Origin of the sequence: Peribacillus sp. NPDC101481 (genome assembly GCF_044767165.1) — a bacterium.
Lineage (GTDB): Bacteria > Bacillota > Bacilli > Bacillales > DSM-1321 > Peribacillus.
On the sequence record NZ_JBIWNJ010000002.1, the window covers coordinates 630250 to 646124 of the forward strand.

A 15875-nucleotide genomic window follows, 5' to 3' on the forward strand; every position below is an offset into this window, starting at 1 on the left:
GGATCGTCTTTTTTTTATCTCTTTCTGCCAAGTCCCATGCCATTATACATTTTTCTGATCATTTTATTGGCTTCAATGTTCGCCTTTTCTGCACCGCGGTCCAGAATTTCATCCAATTCAGGCGAATCGATCAATTCATTATAGCGTTCCTGAATTGGCAGGATTTCTCCAAGAACCACCTCAGCCAAATCACTTTTAAAGTCACCATAACCTTTGCCCTCATACATCTCTTCAATTTCTGTATAGGTTTTTCCACTGAAGATGGAATATATGGACATAAGGTTGGAAACACCCGCTTTGTTTTCCTTATCGTAACGGACAATTCCTTCCGAATCGGTAACTGCGCTCTTGATGTTTTTTTCGATTTGCTTAGGATCATCCAATAAGGCTATCGTTGCCTTTTTATTAGGATCGGATTTGCTCATTTTCTTGGTTGGTTCTTGAAGGGACATGATACGGGCCCCTTCTGTAGGGAGGCTGATTTCCGGGATTTTAAATATATCATTATGCTTTTTATTGAACCGTTCAGCCAAATCGCGTGTCAATTCAAGATGCTGTCTTTGATCTTCCCCGACAGGAACCACATCTGTACCATAAAGGAGGATATCGGCAGCCATCAACGGCGGGTAAGTAAGCAGTGCTGCGGAAACCCCTTCTTTGCCAGTTGATTTGTCTTTAAATTGCGTCATTCTCTCAAGTTCCCCAATATAGGATATACTCTGTAAAATCCAGCCTGCCTGGGCATGTGCTGGTACTTCTGATTGAATGAAGATGGTATTCTTTTCAGGATCTAAGCCAATGGCCAAATATAAAGCGGCCAATGTTTTAATGTTCTTCCTTAACTTAATGCGATCCTGTGGAACTGTAATTGCATGCTGGTCAACAATACAAAAGAAACATTCATATTCATTTTGTAAGTTAACGAATTGTTTCATTGCTCCGATGTAATTTCCTAAAGTAACGGAACCGGATGGCTGAATGCCGGAGAAAATCCTTTTCAACTGCTAGTCACTCCTCTAAATGCGTTTATTGATAAATGGATATTCGCTCTTCATTATTGTAAGGATAAATAGAAAATGAATCCACTTTCTTTGAAAGAAATGTGCATATTCCTGTGATGGGGAAATGCTCATTTAAATCTTGTGGAGGGCCGTTTTGTCCTGTATCGATGCCATTTTTAAGAATACGAAATGTCCACTATACTGTATTTTAGCATTTATTCATATTAAATGTATAATCGAAACGGCAAACAAGCCAATAGAACGGATTTTCCGCTTCTTTTTTTAGATATGGAAGAAATGAAGGGTTCAAGGAAAATCAATCCGTTTAACATATTTCACAATGAGCGGACCATTTTAGGGAATGATACTCACAAGGGAATTACCGCGTTGTTAAACGTATTCTCATTTTGTAAGTCAGTTTTTTTAATTATTTATAATATATAGGAGTAAAGTTTATTGTTTGTGGTATTAAAGAAAGGGGTTTATTATATTTGTTGAATATTGATGACTGATGGCGAATGAGGTGGAGAAAATGAAACCAATGTGTAAATGGGTGATGACAGGAATGTGCATATTCCTGATTCAACAGCCAGTTCATGCAGAAGGCATGAACGAAACCAGGCAGGTGGCATTAGAAAATAAAGAATTGCCTGCGAGCGTACCGCGTTTTGTTTTTGATTCGGGGTTGAAATTCGACTATCCGGATGCTGTGCGCGGAATATATGTGACAGGGCCTGCAGCGGGCGGTAATAAATTGAATGAACTTATTAGATATGTAGATGAAACCGACTTGAATGCAATGGTCATTGACATTAAGGATGACAAGGGGAACGTTACGTTTAAAACCGAAGATCCAGATTCTCCATATGCTGGGATTGGTAAAGACTACATAAAAAATCCAAGGGCAATGCTGAAAAAAATGGAGGATAAACAGATTTATCCGATTGCGAGGGTAGTCGTCTTTAAAGATTCACTTTTGGCCAAAGAGAAGCCTGAATTATCTTTTTTAGATGGCGAAAAGGTTTGGAGGAATGGTCGAGGGGAAGCCTTCGTTAACCCATTCTTAAAAGAGGTGTGGGATTATAATGTCGGTATTGCCATTGAAGCGGCAAAGATGGGGTTTAAAGAAATTCAATTTGACTATGTCCGTTTTCCCGAAGGATTCGAAAATAAAGAAGATGATTTGAAATATGATGTCGGTGAATATGATGAAGCGAAAGTAAGTCATACAGCCAAAAGGGTTCAGGCAGTGACAGATTTCGTAAGTTATGCGAGGAAACAACTGGAGCCATATGATGTGGAAGTATCTGTGGATATTTTTGGATATGCAGCTACATTGCCTGAAGCTCCCGGAATAGGGCAAAACTTCACAAAAATCTCTGAGAATGTCGATGTAATTTCCTCGATGATCTATCCGAGTCACTGGACATCTTATTTTGGTATCGATAAGCCTGATTTGGAGCCTTATAATCTCGTTAAGGAATATGCGAAATTGGAGAACGGGAAGCTGAAGGAATTAAAAACCCCACCTACTTCAAGACCTTGGCTACAAGATTTTACTGCCTCATATTTAGGTGAAGGGAATTACCAAAGGTACGGAAAGGAAGAAGTGGAAGCCCAAATAAAAGCATTGAACGATAATGGTATTGATGAATACTTATTATGGAATGCGGCAAATCGATATACAAAGGGAGTAGACTATACCCCGTGAAAAAAAGGATGACCTTGGAAGAACTTCCGGTCATCCAATTTCTCTCTGAATTACCGCTTTTTATTCCCGCCAACTTTACTCCACCCTGACTGAATTCGTTTGGATTGATCGAAAATATGAGAGTGACGTTTCCCGCCAAACCATTTTTCGCCGATGCCATTCGTCACAACGCCATTCACAGCTGTAATGCCAATAACGCAAGCAGCGACTAAAAAAAAGTCCAAAAAGTAACTGATCATCAAAACCCTCCTAATATTTTCAAGCTATTCAAGTTCCATTGTAGTGGATAAGAAAAAATCTGGAAAGTATAATCTAGCAAATGAGGAGATTAATTTATGAATTGGTATGATAAGCTGAACCAGTATTTCCCTATTGAAGAAATGAAGTCCAAAGAACATATAGAAGTTCTTTTAGAAGATAAGCAGGAAATATATAAAAAGGATGAAGGTCCCGATCATGTTTTATTATATGTGGAAGGAGAAGAGTTTATATTCGTTGATTACCTTTTTGTATCAAAGAATTCAAGGGGGCAGGGACTAGGAAGGAAATTAATTCAAAAATTGCAAAAAAAGCAGAAAACGATCTTGCTGGAAGTAGAACCAGTACAAGAAAATGATGACGATACATTGAAAAGGCTGAAATTTTATAAAAGGGAAGGATTCCAGCATGCCTCTTCAATTACCTACAGCAGAAAATCCCTTGCCACCAAGGAGAATACGCCTATGGAAATCCTATATTGGCCAGCAAACCCATCGGTTGATGAAGAAGACGTATTTGATTTCATGAAAGAGATTTATTCTGAAATCCATACCTACAAAGATGATGACCTATATGGGAAATCTTATCAAGATGTAGAGGATGTACTAAGCTTGAATGCAAGTCAGGAAACGGATATTTTTAAAGAGATGGAAATTTAGAAAAAAGGGGCCGGGCGCTTAACCGGCCCTTTTTAGTTTGTCGGAAAAAGTACGGTATAGAGGTCGAATAAAGTATGGTGTAGGTCGAATAAAGTGCGGTGTAGGTCGAATAAAGAGTGGTGTAGGTCGAATAAATTCGTGAACGGCTGAAAAAAGTGCAGTGATGGAAGAAAAAACTGCGTGAACGGCTGAAAAAACAGCTCAGTACGTCGAAAAAGAACAGTAAGGGCCGAAAAAAGTGCTCCAGCAGAAAACATCTGGAACGTTTTTTAAAGAAAAATTGAGGCAAACTGTTCTTTCTTAAAATTTGTCCATAAAGGAGGTTCGGAATGGTCTCACCCCAACCTCGATTATAAAAGGTTATCGTTTAGGGCTTTTTACTATTCTATGAAAACCCTCAATAGGTTGAAGGAAATTGCGACACTTCTGCCGAAAAACTGGCTAGCCGGGACCCCGGAGTCGCGTGCTTTGATGCGGCTTGCAGACAGTCGGCGGGAAAGGGAGCGGATTTCTGAAAACAACTGTTATGGTTTTTTCGAGTGCAGTCAAACTGTCTTTTCTTATTGTGCATTTTTTGCAGGCAAATGAATATCTATAACTTCTCGAATGGTAGATTACTCACTTATCGCCGATTTTTTCGAATTACTTTTTTACTTTTGGAAATATATGTGCTAAAAGAATGGTTTTTCTTGTAAAAGGAGGAATTTGCTTTTTATTAAAGAAAATATATTAACATGTACTTGTTTATTGACAAAGATAGGGGGTAAATAAAAGTAACGAGTTAATAAAAAAATCATGAGGGCCGAATTGAGAGTTAACTGAGAATGGCAGGTAGGTATTTTCAATTAGAAAAAGCGGTTTTAATGTATTACATAAAAAACAGAAAAAGCTATAGTACAGGCTAAACTAGAAGTTTATAAGGATTTTTCCAAATATCAAAAAGGGTATTCATTTTAAATAATTTAGTGTATAATAAAGAAAATGAAATACTTAATTAAAATTATTTCAAATTAGAGTGGTACTTATGAATACTAATAGTAGATTTCCCCTCATAGATCACCGATTCTATATTTAGGGAGTGTGAGTAAACATGGTAACATTATATACATCACCTAGTTGTACTTCATGCAGGAAAGCAAAAGCATGGTTAGAGGAACATGAGATTGGATATAAAGAAAGAAACATTTTTTCAGAACCGTTAACGATTGATGAGATTAAAGAAATTCTTCGAATGACTGAAGATGGAACCGATGAAATCATTTCAACACGGTCAAAAACTTTCCAAAAGTTAAACGTAAATTTAGAGAGCCTGCCTCTTCAAGAACTATATAAATTGATCAAGGAAAATCCAGGTCTGTTGAGACGTCCAATTATCCTTGACGAGAAACGGCTTCAAGTTGGTTATAACGAAGATGAGATAAGACGCTTTTTACCACGTAAAGTTCGTACCTTCCAGTTACGGGAAGCACAACGTATGGTCAACTAATAAGGTCTTTCAAGCTCTGCCAGGAAATGTGCAGGGCTTTTTCTTTATACATAACCGATTTTCCGCTGATTTTTTTTACTTAATGACGGGTAACATAACAGGATTCATAGGGGACAGCAGACGTTTCGGATTTGCAGCAGGTTCCTTGAACCGGTCATCATTTAAAGAAAAAATAAGAATGCACACCATCATGCCGTGTATATAATAAGGCATAAATGGCAGGAAGTTTAAAATTGAAGAAAGCATTAGGATAGTTGCATGCGGATGAATTTTTTTATAGAATGAATGGAATATTAGGCAAACAATTGTTTTTTAGATAAGTAATGTTTTTTATTTCCCTTCTTCAAGGTTTTGTCATAAAATGATGTAAAATAGTCTGTTTTAATGGCTATCATGATTTACAGTATTCACTTACGGGTAAAGAGCTTTTAAGAGCAATTTTCGCTTGGGGGTTATTATCCCTTCAAAATGAGATAGGAAGGGAGAGGGGAATCATGGAAATCGAACGCATAAATGATGATACAGTTAAATTTTATATTTCCTATATAGATATTGAGGAAAGAGGCTTTGATCGCGAAGAAATTTGGTACAGCCGTGAGCGAAGTGAGGAACTTTTTTGGGAAATGATGGATGAAGTGCATCAAGAAGAAGAATTCATGATTGAAGGACCTTTATGGATTCAAGTTCAAGCCCTTGAAAAAGGCTTGGAAGTTTTGGTCACAAAAGCCCAGCTTGCCAAAGATGGTCAAAAACTCGAGCTGCCTCTTTCAGATGATAAGTTAAGGGATTTGAATGTATCAGACAAGATGGATACGCTTCTTGATCAACATTTTCATGGAAAAGATGAAGAAAGCGGTATGACATTCGAAGATGGTATGATTGAATTCATCACGACTTTCGAGGATTTTGAAGATGTCATTTCATTAAGCAAGCGTCATGGCTTGGATGACTGGACGACTAAACTTTATGTTTATCAGAATAAATATTATCTTTATATCGAATTTTCCGAAGCAGAAATTGATGAGGAAGAAATCGATAATGTTCTAAGTCTTTTATTGGAATATAGTCAGGAGTCACCTATAACGGTGCACATGCTTGAAGAGTACGGGAAGATAGTTATCGAAAATGATGTATTCACAACGGTCGATAAATATTTCGCATAGACTGTTGAGGCCGATTTCAGTAGAAATCGGCCTTTTCGTCCAAGAATGAGTGTTTTACCTCAGCAGGGAGGTTTTTATCATGTGCCTGTGTTTGTTAATTGGAGGTAGTCTAGGTGAAGAATATAGTTGGCATCGGTCTGCTAATTCTCTTGTTGGTCGGCTCTTGGTATTTTCTAATAAATGGTGTCGATGGCAGGGTGATTTTTTATTCCAGCCTTGTATTGACCCTTTTCTTGGTGATAATTGGATTCAACATTTTCCTGGAAAACAGAGATCCCATCGAGACCATAACATGGCTGGTTATTTTTTGCGCTTTCCCATTCATCGGTTTCATTTTTTACTTTTTGTTTGGCGGTCATTTTCGGAAAGAAAGGATATTTCGCAAGAAGTACTTTTTGGATAAACAGAGTTTCGTTAAAATAGGCGGCGAGGCGGAGTATAATGACCGAATTAAGGAAATGGGCGAGAACCCTCAGCAGTTAATCACTCTTGCAAATAGGCTGGGTAATAGCCCTATTTCATTTACGACTGAAACCCGGGTTTTAAGGAATGGTGATAAGACATTTTCCAATATCATCGAAGAATTAAAAAAAGCCACACATCATATTCATTTGGAATATTATATTGTTAGGGATGACCGCATTGGCGGTCTGCTAAAGGACATCTTGATACAGAAAGTAAAAGAAGGGGTAGAGGTCAGATTTCTCTATGATGCGGTTGGTTCCTGGAAGTTAGCTCGTTCATATATCGATGAACTGAGGAGTGCGGGAGCTGAAATGGTTGCTTTTGGTCCGTTGCATCTCCCTTTATTAAATAATACATTCAACTTTCGCAACCATCGTAAAATAATTGTGATAGATGGCTCTGTCGGATTCATCGGCGGCCTCAATATTGGGGATGAATATTTGGGACAAGATCAGAAATTCGGTTCTTGGCGGGATACACATCTTATCATAAAGGGGGAAGCGGTCAGGACTTTACAGCTCATATTTCTGCAGGATTGGTATTATAGCACCAATAATAGTTTTTTAAGTGATGAATATCTCATGGTTGGCCTGCCGAACCATCATGGACCTGGCGGAGTTCAATTGATTGGCGGCGGGCCGGATAGTGAGTGGACGATTATTAAAAGCATTTTTTTTAAAATGATCGCTTCGGCAGAAAAGTCAGTCTGGATTGCCTCTCCGTATTTCGTTCCTGATGACGATATCTTTCAAGCGTTGAAGGTAGCTGCCTTAAGTGGTTTGGATGTCAGGCTGCTCGTACCGAAGAACCCCGATAAACGTATCGTATTTCATGCTTCGAGAACTTATTTTCCCGAATTGCTCGCTTCCGGAGTTCGTATATTCCAATATAATGAAGGCTTCATGCATAGTAAAATCATCATCGTTGATGACCAACTGGCGTCAATTGGGACAACCAATATGGATATGAGAAGCTTTCACCTGAATTTCGAAGTCAATGCTTTTCTCTACAGGACGGAAAGTACTCGGCAGTTGGTGAATGATTTTTTGGAAGATATAAAGGTATCTCAAGAAGTGGAGTTTGATGCGTTTTCCAAACGGAATTTCGGTTTGAAAGTATTGGAGTCCACATGCCGATTGCTTTCACCCCTTCTTTAGATAGCAACTTTACTTTATGCCGATGAGGCATTTTTTTTTTGCGGATTAAAAGGAATCCTAAGCGAAGCAGGCGAATGTAGTGGGTGAGGAGGAGATGTATGCTAACCGCGATAAAGAAAGATGGAACTTGGATTACCCTCCCTGAAAAGATATCGGCAAACGAGATTGATGAATGGAGAAAATCGGCAGATTATTACTGTCCATGCTGCAAGATGGAAATGACCATCAAAGCGGGAAACGTCAGGATTCCTCATTTCGCACATAAAAATAGTTCTTCATGCCGTGCTTCTTCAGAACCGGAATCCGCCTATCATTTAATGGGAAAAAGAAAATTGTTTCAGTGGTTATTATCACATGGTTACCAAGTGGATCTAGAAGCCTATCTTCCTGAAATTAAGAAAAGGGCTGATATTTTAGCTGTGATAGGAGGCAATCGCTATGCAATAGAATTTCAATGCTCAGTTATCCCCGAGGTGGAATTCATGGAAAGGACAAGAGCCTACCAAAGCATAGGCATCAAGCCAATCTGGATCCTCGCTGCAGAACGCTTAAAAAGGAAAAGCTTGTATGAATTCAGTTTAACCCGCTTCCAATGGCTCTTCGTCACCGGCAGCTTCCATCATCCGTTTCTTTGGATGTATTGTCCGGAAACTGATCATTTATCAGTATTGAAGAACCTCACTCCGTTTACCTCTAGAACCGTCTTAGCCGAATTGACAACAGCTTCTTTAAAGCTCCTTCCCCCTAGTCGGGCATTGCCCCGAAATTGCTTTGTTTTCCCTTTTCTGCCTGCGTGGAGATTTAAACGAAATGGCTGGTCCCTGCATCGAGTGAAAACAGCACGCAGATGCGATCCTTTTTTCGAAGAGCTTTATTCACATCATATTACACCAGCGACACTTCCCGTTGAAGTGGGTGTTCCCGTCAGGGGGATGCTGTTGATCGATACTGCCTCGATCGAATGGCAGGCATGGTTATACATGGATGTGTTTCAAGAGAAAAGAACAGGGGAAAAGATTTCTATGGCTGATATTATCTGCATTTTTAGAAAGCGCTCAAAAAAAGGGGAAATAAAGTTCAGACCATTGCCATTGCTTCATGAAAAACCAATCGAGTATCCTGTAGGTCAATATATCAGGATTTTGGAGCAATTGGGTTATCTATCAAAGCTGGAAAAAGGGGTTTTTAAAGTTGAAAGGGAATTTACCCTGCCCTTCACCAGTGATCAAGCTCAAATTTTGGAAAAAAATTTCTATGATAAGCATAAATTGATGATGGAAAAAGGGAATATCCAGTATAATCAGTGATAACATCTCTATTTATCTTGAATTCAGATGAAATGGCAGGATTATTTTTGTTAATGGAGAAATAGTAATAAGAACTGGGAATTAAAAGCTTTAAAAAGAATGAACGCCGAATGAAGCATTGCGGCGTCTATCCGGTTTACGAGTAAGCCCAATGGCAAGTTTCTATAGAATGAGGAGGAATTTTTTTATGGCACAGGAAACAAAAACGAATACATTACCCTCAAGAAGTGAAATAGCTCCTGAAGATACTTGGAGACTGGAAGATATCTTCGCAACCGAGGAAGATTGGGAAGCTGCCTTCAAAGCGGTAAAGGAAGACCTCAAGAAGGCGGAGGCACATAAAGGCACGTTGGGTGAAAGCGCAGAGAAATTATTCGCGGCGCTTCAACTCCAAGATGAAGTATTCGAGAAGCTAGGGAAAGTTTATTCTTATTCACATATGCGCAATGATCAAGATACAACCAATCCTTTTTATCAAGGGATGGAGGATCGGGCAAAAGCTTTATATGCCCAGGCAGCGGCTGCGTTTTCATTTATGGTTCCTGAACTATTGAGTATTGACGAAAGCAAAGTGGAAGGGTTTTTGGAAGAAAAAGAAGAATTGAAATTGTACAAGCATTCTTTAGAGGAAATCAATCTTCAGAGACCACATATCTTATCTGCAGAGCAGGAAGAATTATTGGCGCAGGCATCAGAAGTACTCGATGCATCGGGCAATACTTTCGGTATGCTTAACAATGCCGATTTGAAATTCCCGACCATCAAGGATGAAAAGGGAGATGAAGTGGAAATAACTCACGGAAGATATATCAGTTTTCTTGAGAGTGAAGATCGCCGTGTACGTGAGGAGGCATTTAAGGGGGTATACAGCAAGTATGGGGAGTTCCGCAATACATTTGCTTCAACCCTGTCTGGTGAGGTGAAAAACCATAACTTCAATGCCACTGTTCGAAAATATGATTCAGCACGCCAAGCGGCATTAAGTAATAACAACATTCCGGAGACTGTATACGATAATCTCGTTAAAACGGTCAATGACAATTTGCCTTTACTTCACCGTTATCTTGACTTACGTAAAAAAGTACTGCAATTAGATGAACTTCATATGTATGATCTATTCACTCCTCTTGTTAAAGAAGTGAAGATGGAAGTGACTTATGACGAGGCCAAGGATTATGTCCTTAAAGGACTTGCTCCGCTTGGGGAGGATTATTTGAATGTTTTGAAAGAGGGGTTTGAAAACCGGTGGGTCGATGTGCATGAAAACAAAGGGAAACGAAGCGGTGCCTATTCTTCTGGTACATACGGGACGAATCCTTATATTTTAATGAACTGGCAAAATAACGTCAATAACTTATTCACGCTCGTTCATGAGTTTGGACATTCGGTCCATAGCTACTATACACGTAAATATCAGCCATATCCATACGGAAATTATTCAATATTTGTAGCGGAAGTTGCATCGACTTGTAATGAAAACCTGTTGAATGATTATTTACTGAATTCAATCGAAGATGAAAAGAAACGCATTTATTTATTGAATCATTACCTGGAAGGTTTCCGTGGCACATTGTTCCGGCAAACGATGTTTGCAGAGTTTGAACATACCATACATTTAAAGGCTCAAAATGGGGAAGCGTTAACAGCGGATATGCTTACTAAGGAATATTATGAGCTGAACAAGAAATACTTTGGCGAGAACGTGACCATCGATGAGGAAATCGGTTTGGAATGGGCGCGTATTCCACACTTCTACTATAATTACTATGTTTATCAATATGCGACTGGAATCAGTGCAGCAACAGCATTGAGCAAGCAAATCCTTGAAGAAGGAGAGCCTGCTGTCAAAAGGTATCTGGAGTTCTTGAAGTCAGGAAGTTCCGATTATCCGATTGAAGTACTCAAAAAGGCTGGTGTCGATATGACAAAAGCCGAGCCTGTACAAGAAGCCATGAATGTATTCGAAGAAAAATTAAATGAGTTGGAAGAGCTTTTGAATAAATAGGATGTGAAAAGGGACCCTAGCACTGCCGGGTCCTTTTCATCATATATGATGTCCGTCATAATCCTTTAAAACGATTTCTCTGATTTAAGCTATGAAGAATTATAAAGAATACAAAAAATAAAATAGGGGAGGTAAAATACAGAGGAATGAGGTTCATGATACCGAGTAGCTGGACAAATAGCGACCCTATCAAGAGTATGAGAAGAATAAAGACTTTCAATTTGGTCACCTCCAACCTGGTAGCAGAAAAAGCTCATCTGCTCTTTATTAGATAGTATGTTTTAGAATAAGCAGTATTCTAAGAATATGACAATAATGTGAAGTTGCGCACAAAGTTCTTGCAATTAAGGTATGTAATCTGCTATAGTACAGATATAGAAGTTATCACATCCCAAACATATACCCCTTTGTTTGTTCGTCGTGAAATTTCTCCCATCCCCTTATTCGTATAAATAGATGAAAACCCCAGCAAATTTAGCGGTTTGCCGGGGTTTTTCATTTGCATGAAAAGTAAAAAGAATTAAATGATCGGCTTTAACGGAAGTTAAAAAAGGCTTAGGCAATACAAAAAAATAATGTGATTTGTTTCACAAATAGATTTATTCCATTTTAAATCAGATATTAAGAGGATATCTAAAACTCTTATAGCTTTAAATAAAATGGGATTATATTTAGCTATATATCGGAATGGATAATAAAAAATGAACAAAATATATATTGTGAACAATTTGTGAAAAGTTACACATATAGTTGAAACGCAAATGGGTTATCTGTTATATTATTTATTGTGAAGTGAATCACAAACAAACTTATACCCCTTTGTTTGATCGTGAAAAATTTCTCCCATCCCCTTATTTTCTTATAAAAAGCCATGCAATCTTTTGATTGCATGGTTTTTCCTTTAAAATAACAAAGAAGCAGTCAAATTCATGACTGCTTCTTTGTATATCTCCAAAACGTTCCGTATTTAGCAGGTATCTTCTCTGCAACCTGTTTTAAAACAAGCTTTTTCATTTCCAACTCGACGTTATTCTTATTCATATTATAAACGGTTTCAATTTCCTTCGTGGCCACTAGTTTGAAACAGCTTAAAAACTCTTCGAGAGAGGGGGGGGTTGCAGGGGCTGGAAGACCATTCAGCATATCTTCTAAAATTTGAACATATACCTCGTAAGAATAGACACCTGAAACCTTTATTCCCTCTTCTTCAATATTTTGATTGAAAAAGACAAGGGAAGGTATTTCAGTCACTTCCATTTCGCTCGTGATTTTCATGTCACATTGAAAGCCTTTGGCTGCACTGGAGGAATTGATGTCATAAAGGAATTCTTCCACATCCAATCCAACCATCTTGGCACATTCGGTCAAGACTTCGATATTGGATATATCCTTTTTTCCTATGAATAAATATTCTTGAAGCTGCCTTAAAAAGCGAATGGCCAATTTACGGCCCTGCAATTCCGCTGCTTTTATTGCGATGGAAGCTGTATATGGAGAAGAGATTGGGTTTTCAGACCAAAGGCTTCCGTCGCAGGACATTCCCGAGCGGCTGGCTGTCTTTTCCCAAACTTGAGCAATGTTTTCATAATTTTTATTTTTCCCCATATTAAGAGAATCGATTTTACCGCTTAAAACATGGCGTAAACTGAACAATTGGCCATATTCTATCTGTAATTTCCTAATAATTGGTTCTAAGCCCCAGCATTCGGGACAAAGCGGATCAACAAAAACATAAATTTCAATTGGCTTTTTTCCTATATCATAGCAATGCTGCGTCTTGATCCAATCGGAAATATTGAAAACTGGTTTTTGTGCGCTCAACTGCCTTCTCCTTTCCCGTCAGTTCCGGATGTATTGATCATATGCTGCGCCGTCAAATAGAGGCGGTGATAGAAAAACTCCCTAATCTCACCCTCAAGGCCAACTTCGTCCATAGCTTGATACATGCATGTGAGCCATGCTTTCGCACGTTCTGGTGTAATTTCGAAAGGTATATGTCGAGCCCGCAACATAGGATGGCCATGCTCTTCTGTATATAAAGAGGGACCGCCTAAATATTGAGTCATAAATTGTTTTTGTTTACGGACCGTTTCTGTTAAATCGTCAGGGAATATTGGGTGCAGATCCGGGTGTTGACTAACGTTGGAGTAAAACACATCAATTAACTTGTGTAATTGCCCTTCTCCAATTAATTCATATGGTGTAGGGTTCCCTTGCATCATGTTGATTACTCCTTTTAAAGAAAGATGGTTGATATTTATTCATATTTTATCAATGACGTCATGATATAACAAATATATAGCTTAAAGAAAATTTTACATCTGTAGTATGACACATGCGAATGATCCGGAAATGACAGGTTTTTGGGGAGCTTTACGATTTGTTAACAATTCGTGGAAAAAGAATATAGACATGAAAAGACTGACCCTTCACAAATAAACAGGGTCAGCTTGCTTTAGCTTGAAAATGTGCCATAAACTTTCTGAACATAGTTCTGAGTTTCTTTAAAGGGAGGGATGCCGTTATATTTATCTACATTTCCAGGCCCTGCATTATAAGCAGCAAGGGCAATCTGGATGTCCCCGTCATAACGTCCCATCATTTGACTTAAATATTTACTCCCGCCCATGATGTTTTGTTGCGGATCGGTTGCATCATCCACCCCAAGGCTTTTTGCAGTTGCTGGCATTAACTGCATAAGGCCAGTTGCACCCGCATAACTGGTGGCTTCAGGGTTAAAGTTCGATTCTTGTTTAATGACGGACTTAATCAGTTTTTCCGGGAGATTATATAAGCTGGCCGCCTGGCTGATGATATGATCATAGTTTGGTGCTGTTTCACTGCTCTCATTGTCAGCAGGGGCAATGGATACCGGGTTGATGTTCATGGGTGTCATGCCGCCGGGTTGAAGGAAGGACTTCGTTTCCGCTTCCACGCGTGATAAAAGGGAACCCAATGTCTGTGAAGCGCCTTCAAGAGCATCAACCGAAACCAGTTCCGAGAGCATGTCCTGGAAAATGGATCGAGATGAATTTGCATTTGTGTTGTTGCCATTTGTGAATTGCTGGATTGCCTGCAATTCCATGAACGTTTTGAAATCTTGGATCTTCAACTCTCCACCTCCGAATGGGTTCAAACAGGATTATTTTTGGAATTTGGCGCGATAAAACCTCTTCACTTTATTTTCGGTTTCCCTTACTGGAATTTGAAGGGTTTCAAGGAGGGTCAGGAAATTTTTTTTCCCGGCGTTTGCATCCGTCACTTCATATTCAAGCTCAAAGTCTTCCTGATTCAAATACGAACTATGATCTAAAACAAGTAAGCCCTCTTTGTAAGGAAATTCAAAACGGTCCGTCTTTAATGTCCCAAAGCAGGTAAAGTCTTTTGGATCAATTCCGCATTCAAGGATAAGAAGTTGGATCTCGCCATCAGGGAATGTGTTATGATTCAGAAACGCATATGCGGTTTCTTCAGAGATATCTTGATTCGTTTCCAATAATCCTTCTGTAGCGGGCTGTTTTAAAGTCAGCTCGTAACGCCCGTTTTTCTCGCGGATCCTAAGGGCAGAGTCTTGATTTTTTAAAGTGAATCCGAGTGTATCGAAGTAATGATTTTTCTGTGTTTTAAAGTTCGATGCCCCGACATGAAAGTGTTCGATCAGTTGATGAAATTCTTTTTCGCTTAAGAGGTTTTTAAATTCAATTTCAATATGCTGGTTCATGTGTTCCATCCTTTCTGGCTGATTCTTAGGTTAATCATATAAGAACCATTCGAGCTGTCAAATTGAATGCAATAATTTTTTGCTATTGTACTTGAATATTTAGGAATCAATTGCAGGATATGATAAAATATAAACGTTGAGCATGAGAAATGGTATATCGTATATATAGAAATTTAATACATACTTTTTGCTAGAAAGATTTAATAGGATCCAGTGGTGAATGGCATAAGGTCATGTGACTGCTGGATTTAGGAGAGCGTTCTGCCCATACCAGAGTTGAACAGGCGCTTTTTAGATAGATATAGGTGGTGTGGCAATGGAGAGTTGGGACGATTTCTTGGCGCCTTATACTCAGGCTGTCGAAGAATTAAAGGTTAAGCTTAAAGGATTAAGGAAACAGTTTGAGAGAGAGAATATTCACTCACCGATCGAATTTGTAACAGGCAGGGTAAAGCCGATTGTCAGCATTTTGGATAAGGCGAGCCTGAAGGATATTCCCATTGATAAATTGGGAACGGAAATACAGGATATTGCAGGGCTTCGGATGATGTGCCAGTTCGTGGATGATATCGAACAGGTAGTTGAACTATTACGAGGCCGCAATGACTTCGAGATAGTCGAGGAGAGAAATTATATTTCCCATAAAAAAGCAAGCGGCTACCGTTCTTATCATGTTGTAATCCGCTATCCGGTCCAGACGATCCATGGCGAAAAGAATATCCTTGCCGAAATTCAAATCAGGACCCTTGCGATGAATTTTTGGGCGACGATCGAACATTCTTTAAATTATAAATATAAAGGCATTTTCCCGGAAGATATACAACTGCGACTCAAACGTGCAGCTGAAGCTGCCTTCCTGCTTGATGCTGAGATGTCGCAAATCCGTACGGAAATCCAGGAAGCACAGCGTCTTTTTTCCCGGAAGAAAGATTCTTGAAAGCA

General features: G+C 39.0%; 14 protein-coding genes. 8 read left to right on the forward strand and 6 right to left on the reverse strand.

Annotated elements, in window-relative coordinates; genetic code table 11:
- Positions 1 to 14: 14 nt before the first annotated feature.
- The gene (gene trpS / locus ACIROD_RS13040) at positions 15 to 1001 is read right to left on the reverse strand and encodes a tryptophan--tRNA ligase (RefSeq protein ID WP_101224113.1); all 987 of its coding nucleotides are present in this window, start codon (positions 999 to 1001) and stop codon (positions 15 to 17) included.
- Between the two features lie 565 nt (positions 1002 to 1566).
- On the opposite strand from trpS, the gene ACIROD_RS13045 reads away from it, so the two are divergent.
- A complete protein-coding gene (locus ACIROD_RS13045) occupies positions 1567 to 2712 on the forward strand; it encodes a putative glycoside hydrolase (RefSeq protein ID WP_230177444.1) in 1146 nt (381 codons plus the stop codon).
- A gap of 50 nt (positions 2713 to 2762) precedes the next feature.
- On the opposite strand, the gene ACIROD_RS13050 is transcribed toward ACIROD_RS13045, so the two are convergent.
- Positions 2763 to 2951: a hypothetical protein gene (locus tag ACIROD_RS13050; RefSeq protein ID WP_101224111.1), complete on the reverse strand. Its 189-nt coding sequence runs from the start codon at positions 2949 to 2951 to the stop codon at positions 2763 to 2765.
- Positions 2952 to 3047: 96 nt separating this feature from the next.
- Here ACIROD_RS13050 and ACIROD_RS13055 point away from each other — a divergent pair, with 96 nt between their 5' ends.
- The 6 genes from ACIROD_RS13055 to pepF all read left to right on the forward strand — a co-directional run bounded on the left by ACIROD_RS13055 (position 3048) and on the right by pepF (position 11212).
- Positions 3048 to 3629 (forward strand): GNAT family N-acetyltransferase, encoded by a 582-nt coding sequence (locus tag ACIROD_RS13055; RefSeq protein WP_402941375.1) that lies wholly within the window; start codon positions 3048 to 3050, stop codon positions 3627 to 3629.
- Positions 3630 to 4719: 1090 nt separating this feature from the next.
- Positions 4720 to 5115 carry a transcriptional regulator SpxA gene (gene spxA, locus ACIROD_RS13060; RefSeq protein ID WP_034314502.1) on the forward strand — a complete coding sequence of 132 codons (396 nt, stop codon included), beginning with the start codon at positions 4720 to 4722 and terminating at the stop codon, positions 5113 to 5115.
- 494 nt (positions 5116 to 5609) lie between these two features.
- The gene (gene mecA / locus ACIROD_RS13065) at positions 5610 to 6278 is read left to right on the forward strand and encodes an adaptor protein MecA (RefSeq protein ID WP_034314498.1); all 669 of its coding nucleotides are present in this window, start codon (positions 5610 to 5612) and stop codon (positions 6276 to 6278) included.
- Between the two features lie 113 nt (positions 6279 to 6391).
- Positions 6392 to 7900 carry a cardiolipin synthase gene (cls, locus tag ACIROD_RS13070; RefSeq protein ID WP_402941378.1) on the forward strand — a complete coding sequence of 503 codons (1509 nt, stop codon included), beginning with the start codon at positions 6392 to 6394 and terminating at the stop codon, positions 7898 to 7900.
- A 98-nt stretch (positions 7901 to 7998) separates the two neighbouring features.
- On the forward strand, positions 7999 to 9207 hold the full coding sequence (locus tag ACIROD_RS13075; protein ID WP_402941381.1) for a competence protein CoiA: 1209 nt from the start codon (positions 7999 to 8001) through the stop codon (positions 9205 to 9207).
- A 187-nt stretch (positions 9208 to 9394) separates the two neighbouring features.
- Entirely contained in the window at positions 9395 to 11212 is a 1818-nt protein-coding gene (gene pepF / locus ACIROD_RS13080; RefSeq protein ID WP_101224107.1) for an oligoendopeptidase F, read from the forward strand.
- A 927-nt stretch (positions 11213 to 12139) separates the two neighbouring features.
- Here the strand turns inward: pepF and ACIROD_RS13085 are convergent.
- The 4 genes from ACIROD_RS13085 to ACIROD_RS13100 form a co-directional block, all read right to left on the reverse strand.
- A complete protein-coding gene (locus ACIROD_RS13085) occupies positions 12140 to 13033 on the reverse strand; it encodes a ClpXP adapter SpxH family protein (RefSeq protein WP_402941385.1) in 894 nt (297 codons plus the stop codon).
- Positions 13030 to 13434 (reverse strand): globin domain-containing protein, encoded by a 405-nt coding sequence (locus ACIROD_RS13090; RefSeq protein ID WP_402941388.1) that lies wholly within the window; start codon positions 13432 to 13434, stop codon positions 13030 to 13032. The genes ACIROD_RS13085 and ACIROD_RS13090 overlap by 4 nt, the downstream gene beginning before the upstream one ends.
- 233 nt (positions 13435 to 13667) lie before the next feature.
- On the reverse strand, positions 13668 to 14324 hold the full coding sequence (locus tag ACIROD_RS13095) for a lytic transglycosylase domain-containing protein (RefSeq protein WP_402941391.1): 657 nt from the start codon (positions 14322 to 14324) through the stop codon (positions 13668 to 13670).
- Between the two features lie 30 nt (positions 14325 to 14354).
- The gene (locus ACIROD_RS13100) at positions 14355 to 14933 is read right to left on the reverse strand and encodes a CYTH domain-containing protein (protein WP_101224105.1); all 579 of its coding nucleotides are present in this window, start codon (positions 14931 to 14933) and stop codon (positions 14355 to 14357) included.
- Between the two features lie 316 nt (positions 14934 to 15249).
- On the opposite strand from ACIROD_RS13100, the gene yjbM reads away from it, so the two are divergent.
- A complete protein-coding gene (gene yjbM, locus ACIROD_RS13105) occupies positions 15250 to 15870 on the forward strand; it encodes a GTP diphosphokinase (RefSeq protein ID WP_034314484.1) in 621 nt (206 codons plus the stop codon).
- Positions 15871 to 15875: the final 5 nt, after the last annotated feature.

Excerpts from the sequence above, each read along its gene's own strand:
- ACIROD_RS13045 (WP_230177444.1), top strand. The coding sequence starts at position 1,567 with ATGTGCATATTCCTGATTCAACAGCCAGTTCATGCAGAAGGCATGAAC.
- ACIROD_RS13050 (WP_101224111.1), bottom strand. The coding sequence starts at position 2,951 with ATGATCAGTTACTTTTTGGACTTTTTTTTAGTCGCTGCTTGCGTTATT.
- ACIROD_RS13055 (WP_402941375.1), top strand. The coding sequence starts at position 3,048 with ATGAATTGGTATGATAAGCTGAACCAGTATTTCCCTATTGAAGAAATG.
- spxA (WP_034314502.1), top strand. The coding sequence starts at position 4,720 with ATGGTAACATTATATACATCACCTAGTTGTACTTCATGCAGGAAAGCA.
- mecA (WP_034314498.1), top strand. The coding sequence starts at position 5,610 with ATGGAAATCGAACGCATAAATGATGATACAGTTAAATTTTATATTTCC.
- ACIROD_RS13075 (WP_402941381.1), top strand. The coding sequence starts at position 7,999 with ATGCTAACCGCGATAAAGAAAGATGGAACTTGGATTACCCTCCCTGAA.
- pepF (WP_101224107.1), top strand. The coding sequence starts at position 9,395 with ATGGCACAGGAAACAAAAACGAATACATTACCCTCAAGAAGTGAAATA.
- ACIROD_RS13090 (WP_402941388.1), bottom strand. The coding sequence starts at position 13,434 with ATGATGCAAGGGAACCCTACACCATATGAATTAATTGGAGAAGGGCAA.
- ACIROD_RS13100 (WP_101224105.1), bottom strand. The coding sequence starts at position 14,933 with ATGAACCAGCATATTGAAATTGAATTTAAAAACCTCTTAAGCGAAAAA.
- yjbM (WP_034314484.1), top strand. The coding sequence starts at position 15,250 with ATGGAGAGTTGGGACGATTTCTTGGCGCCTTATACTCAGGCTGTCGAA.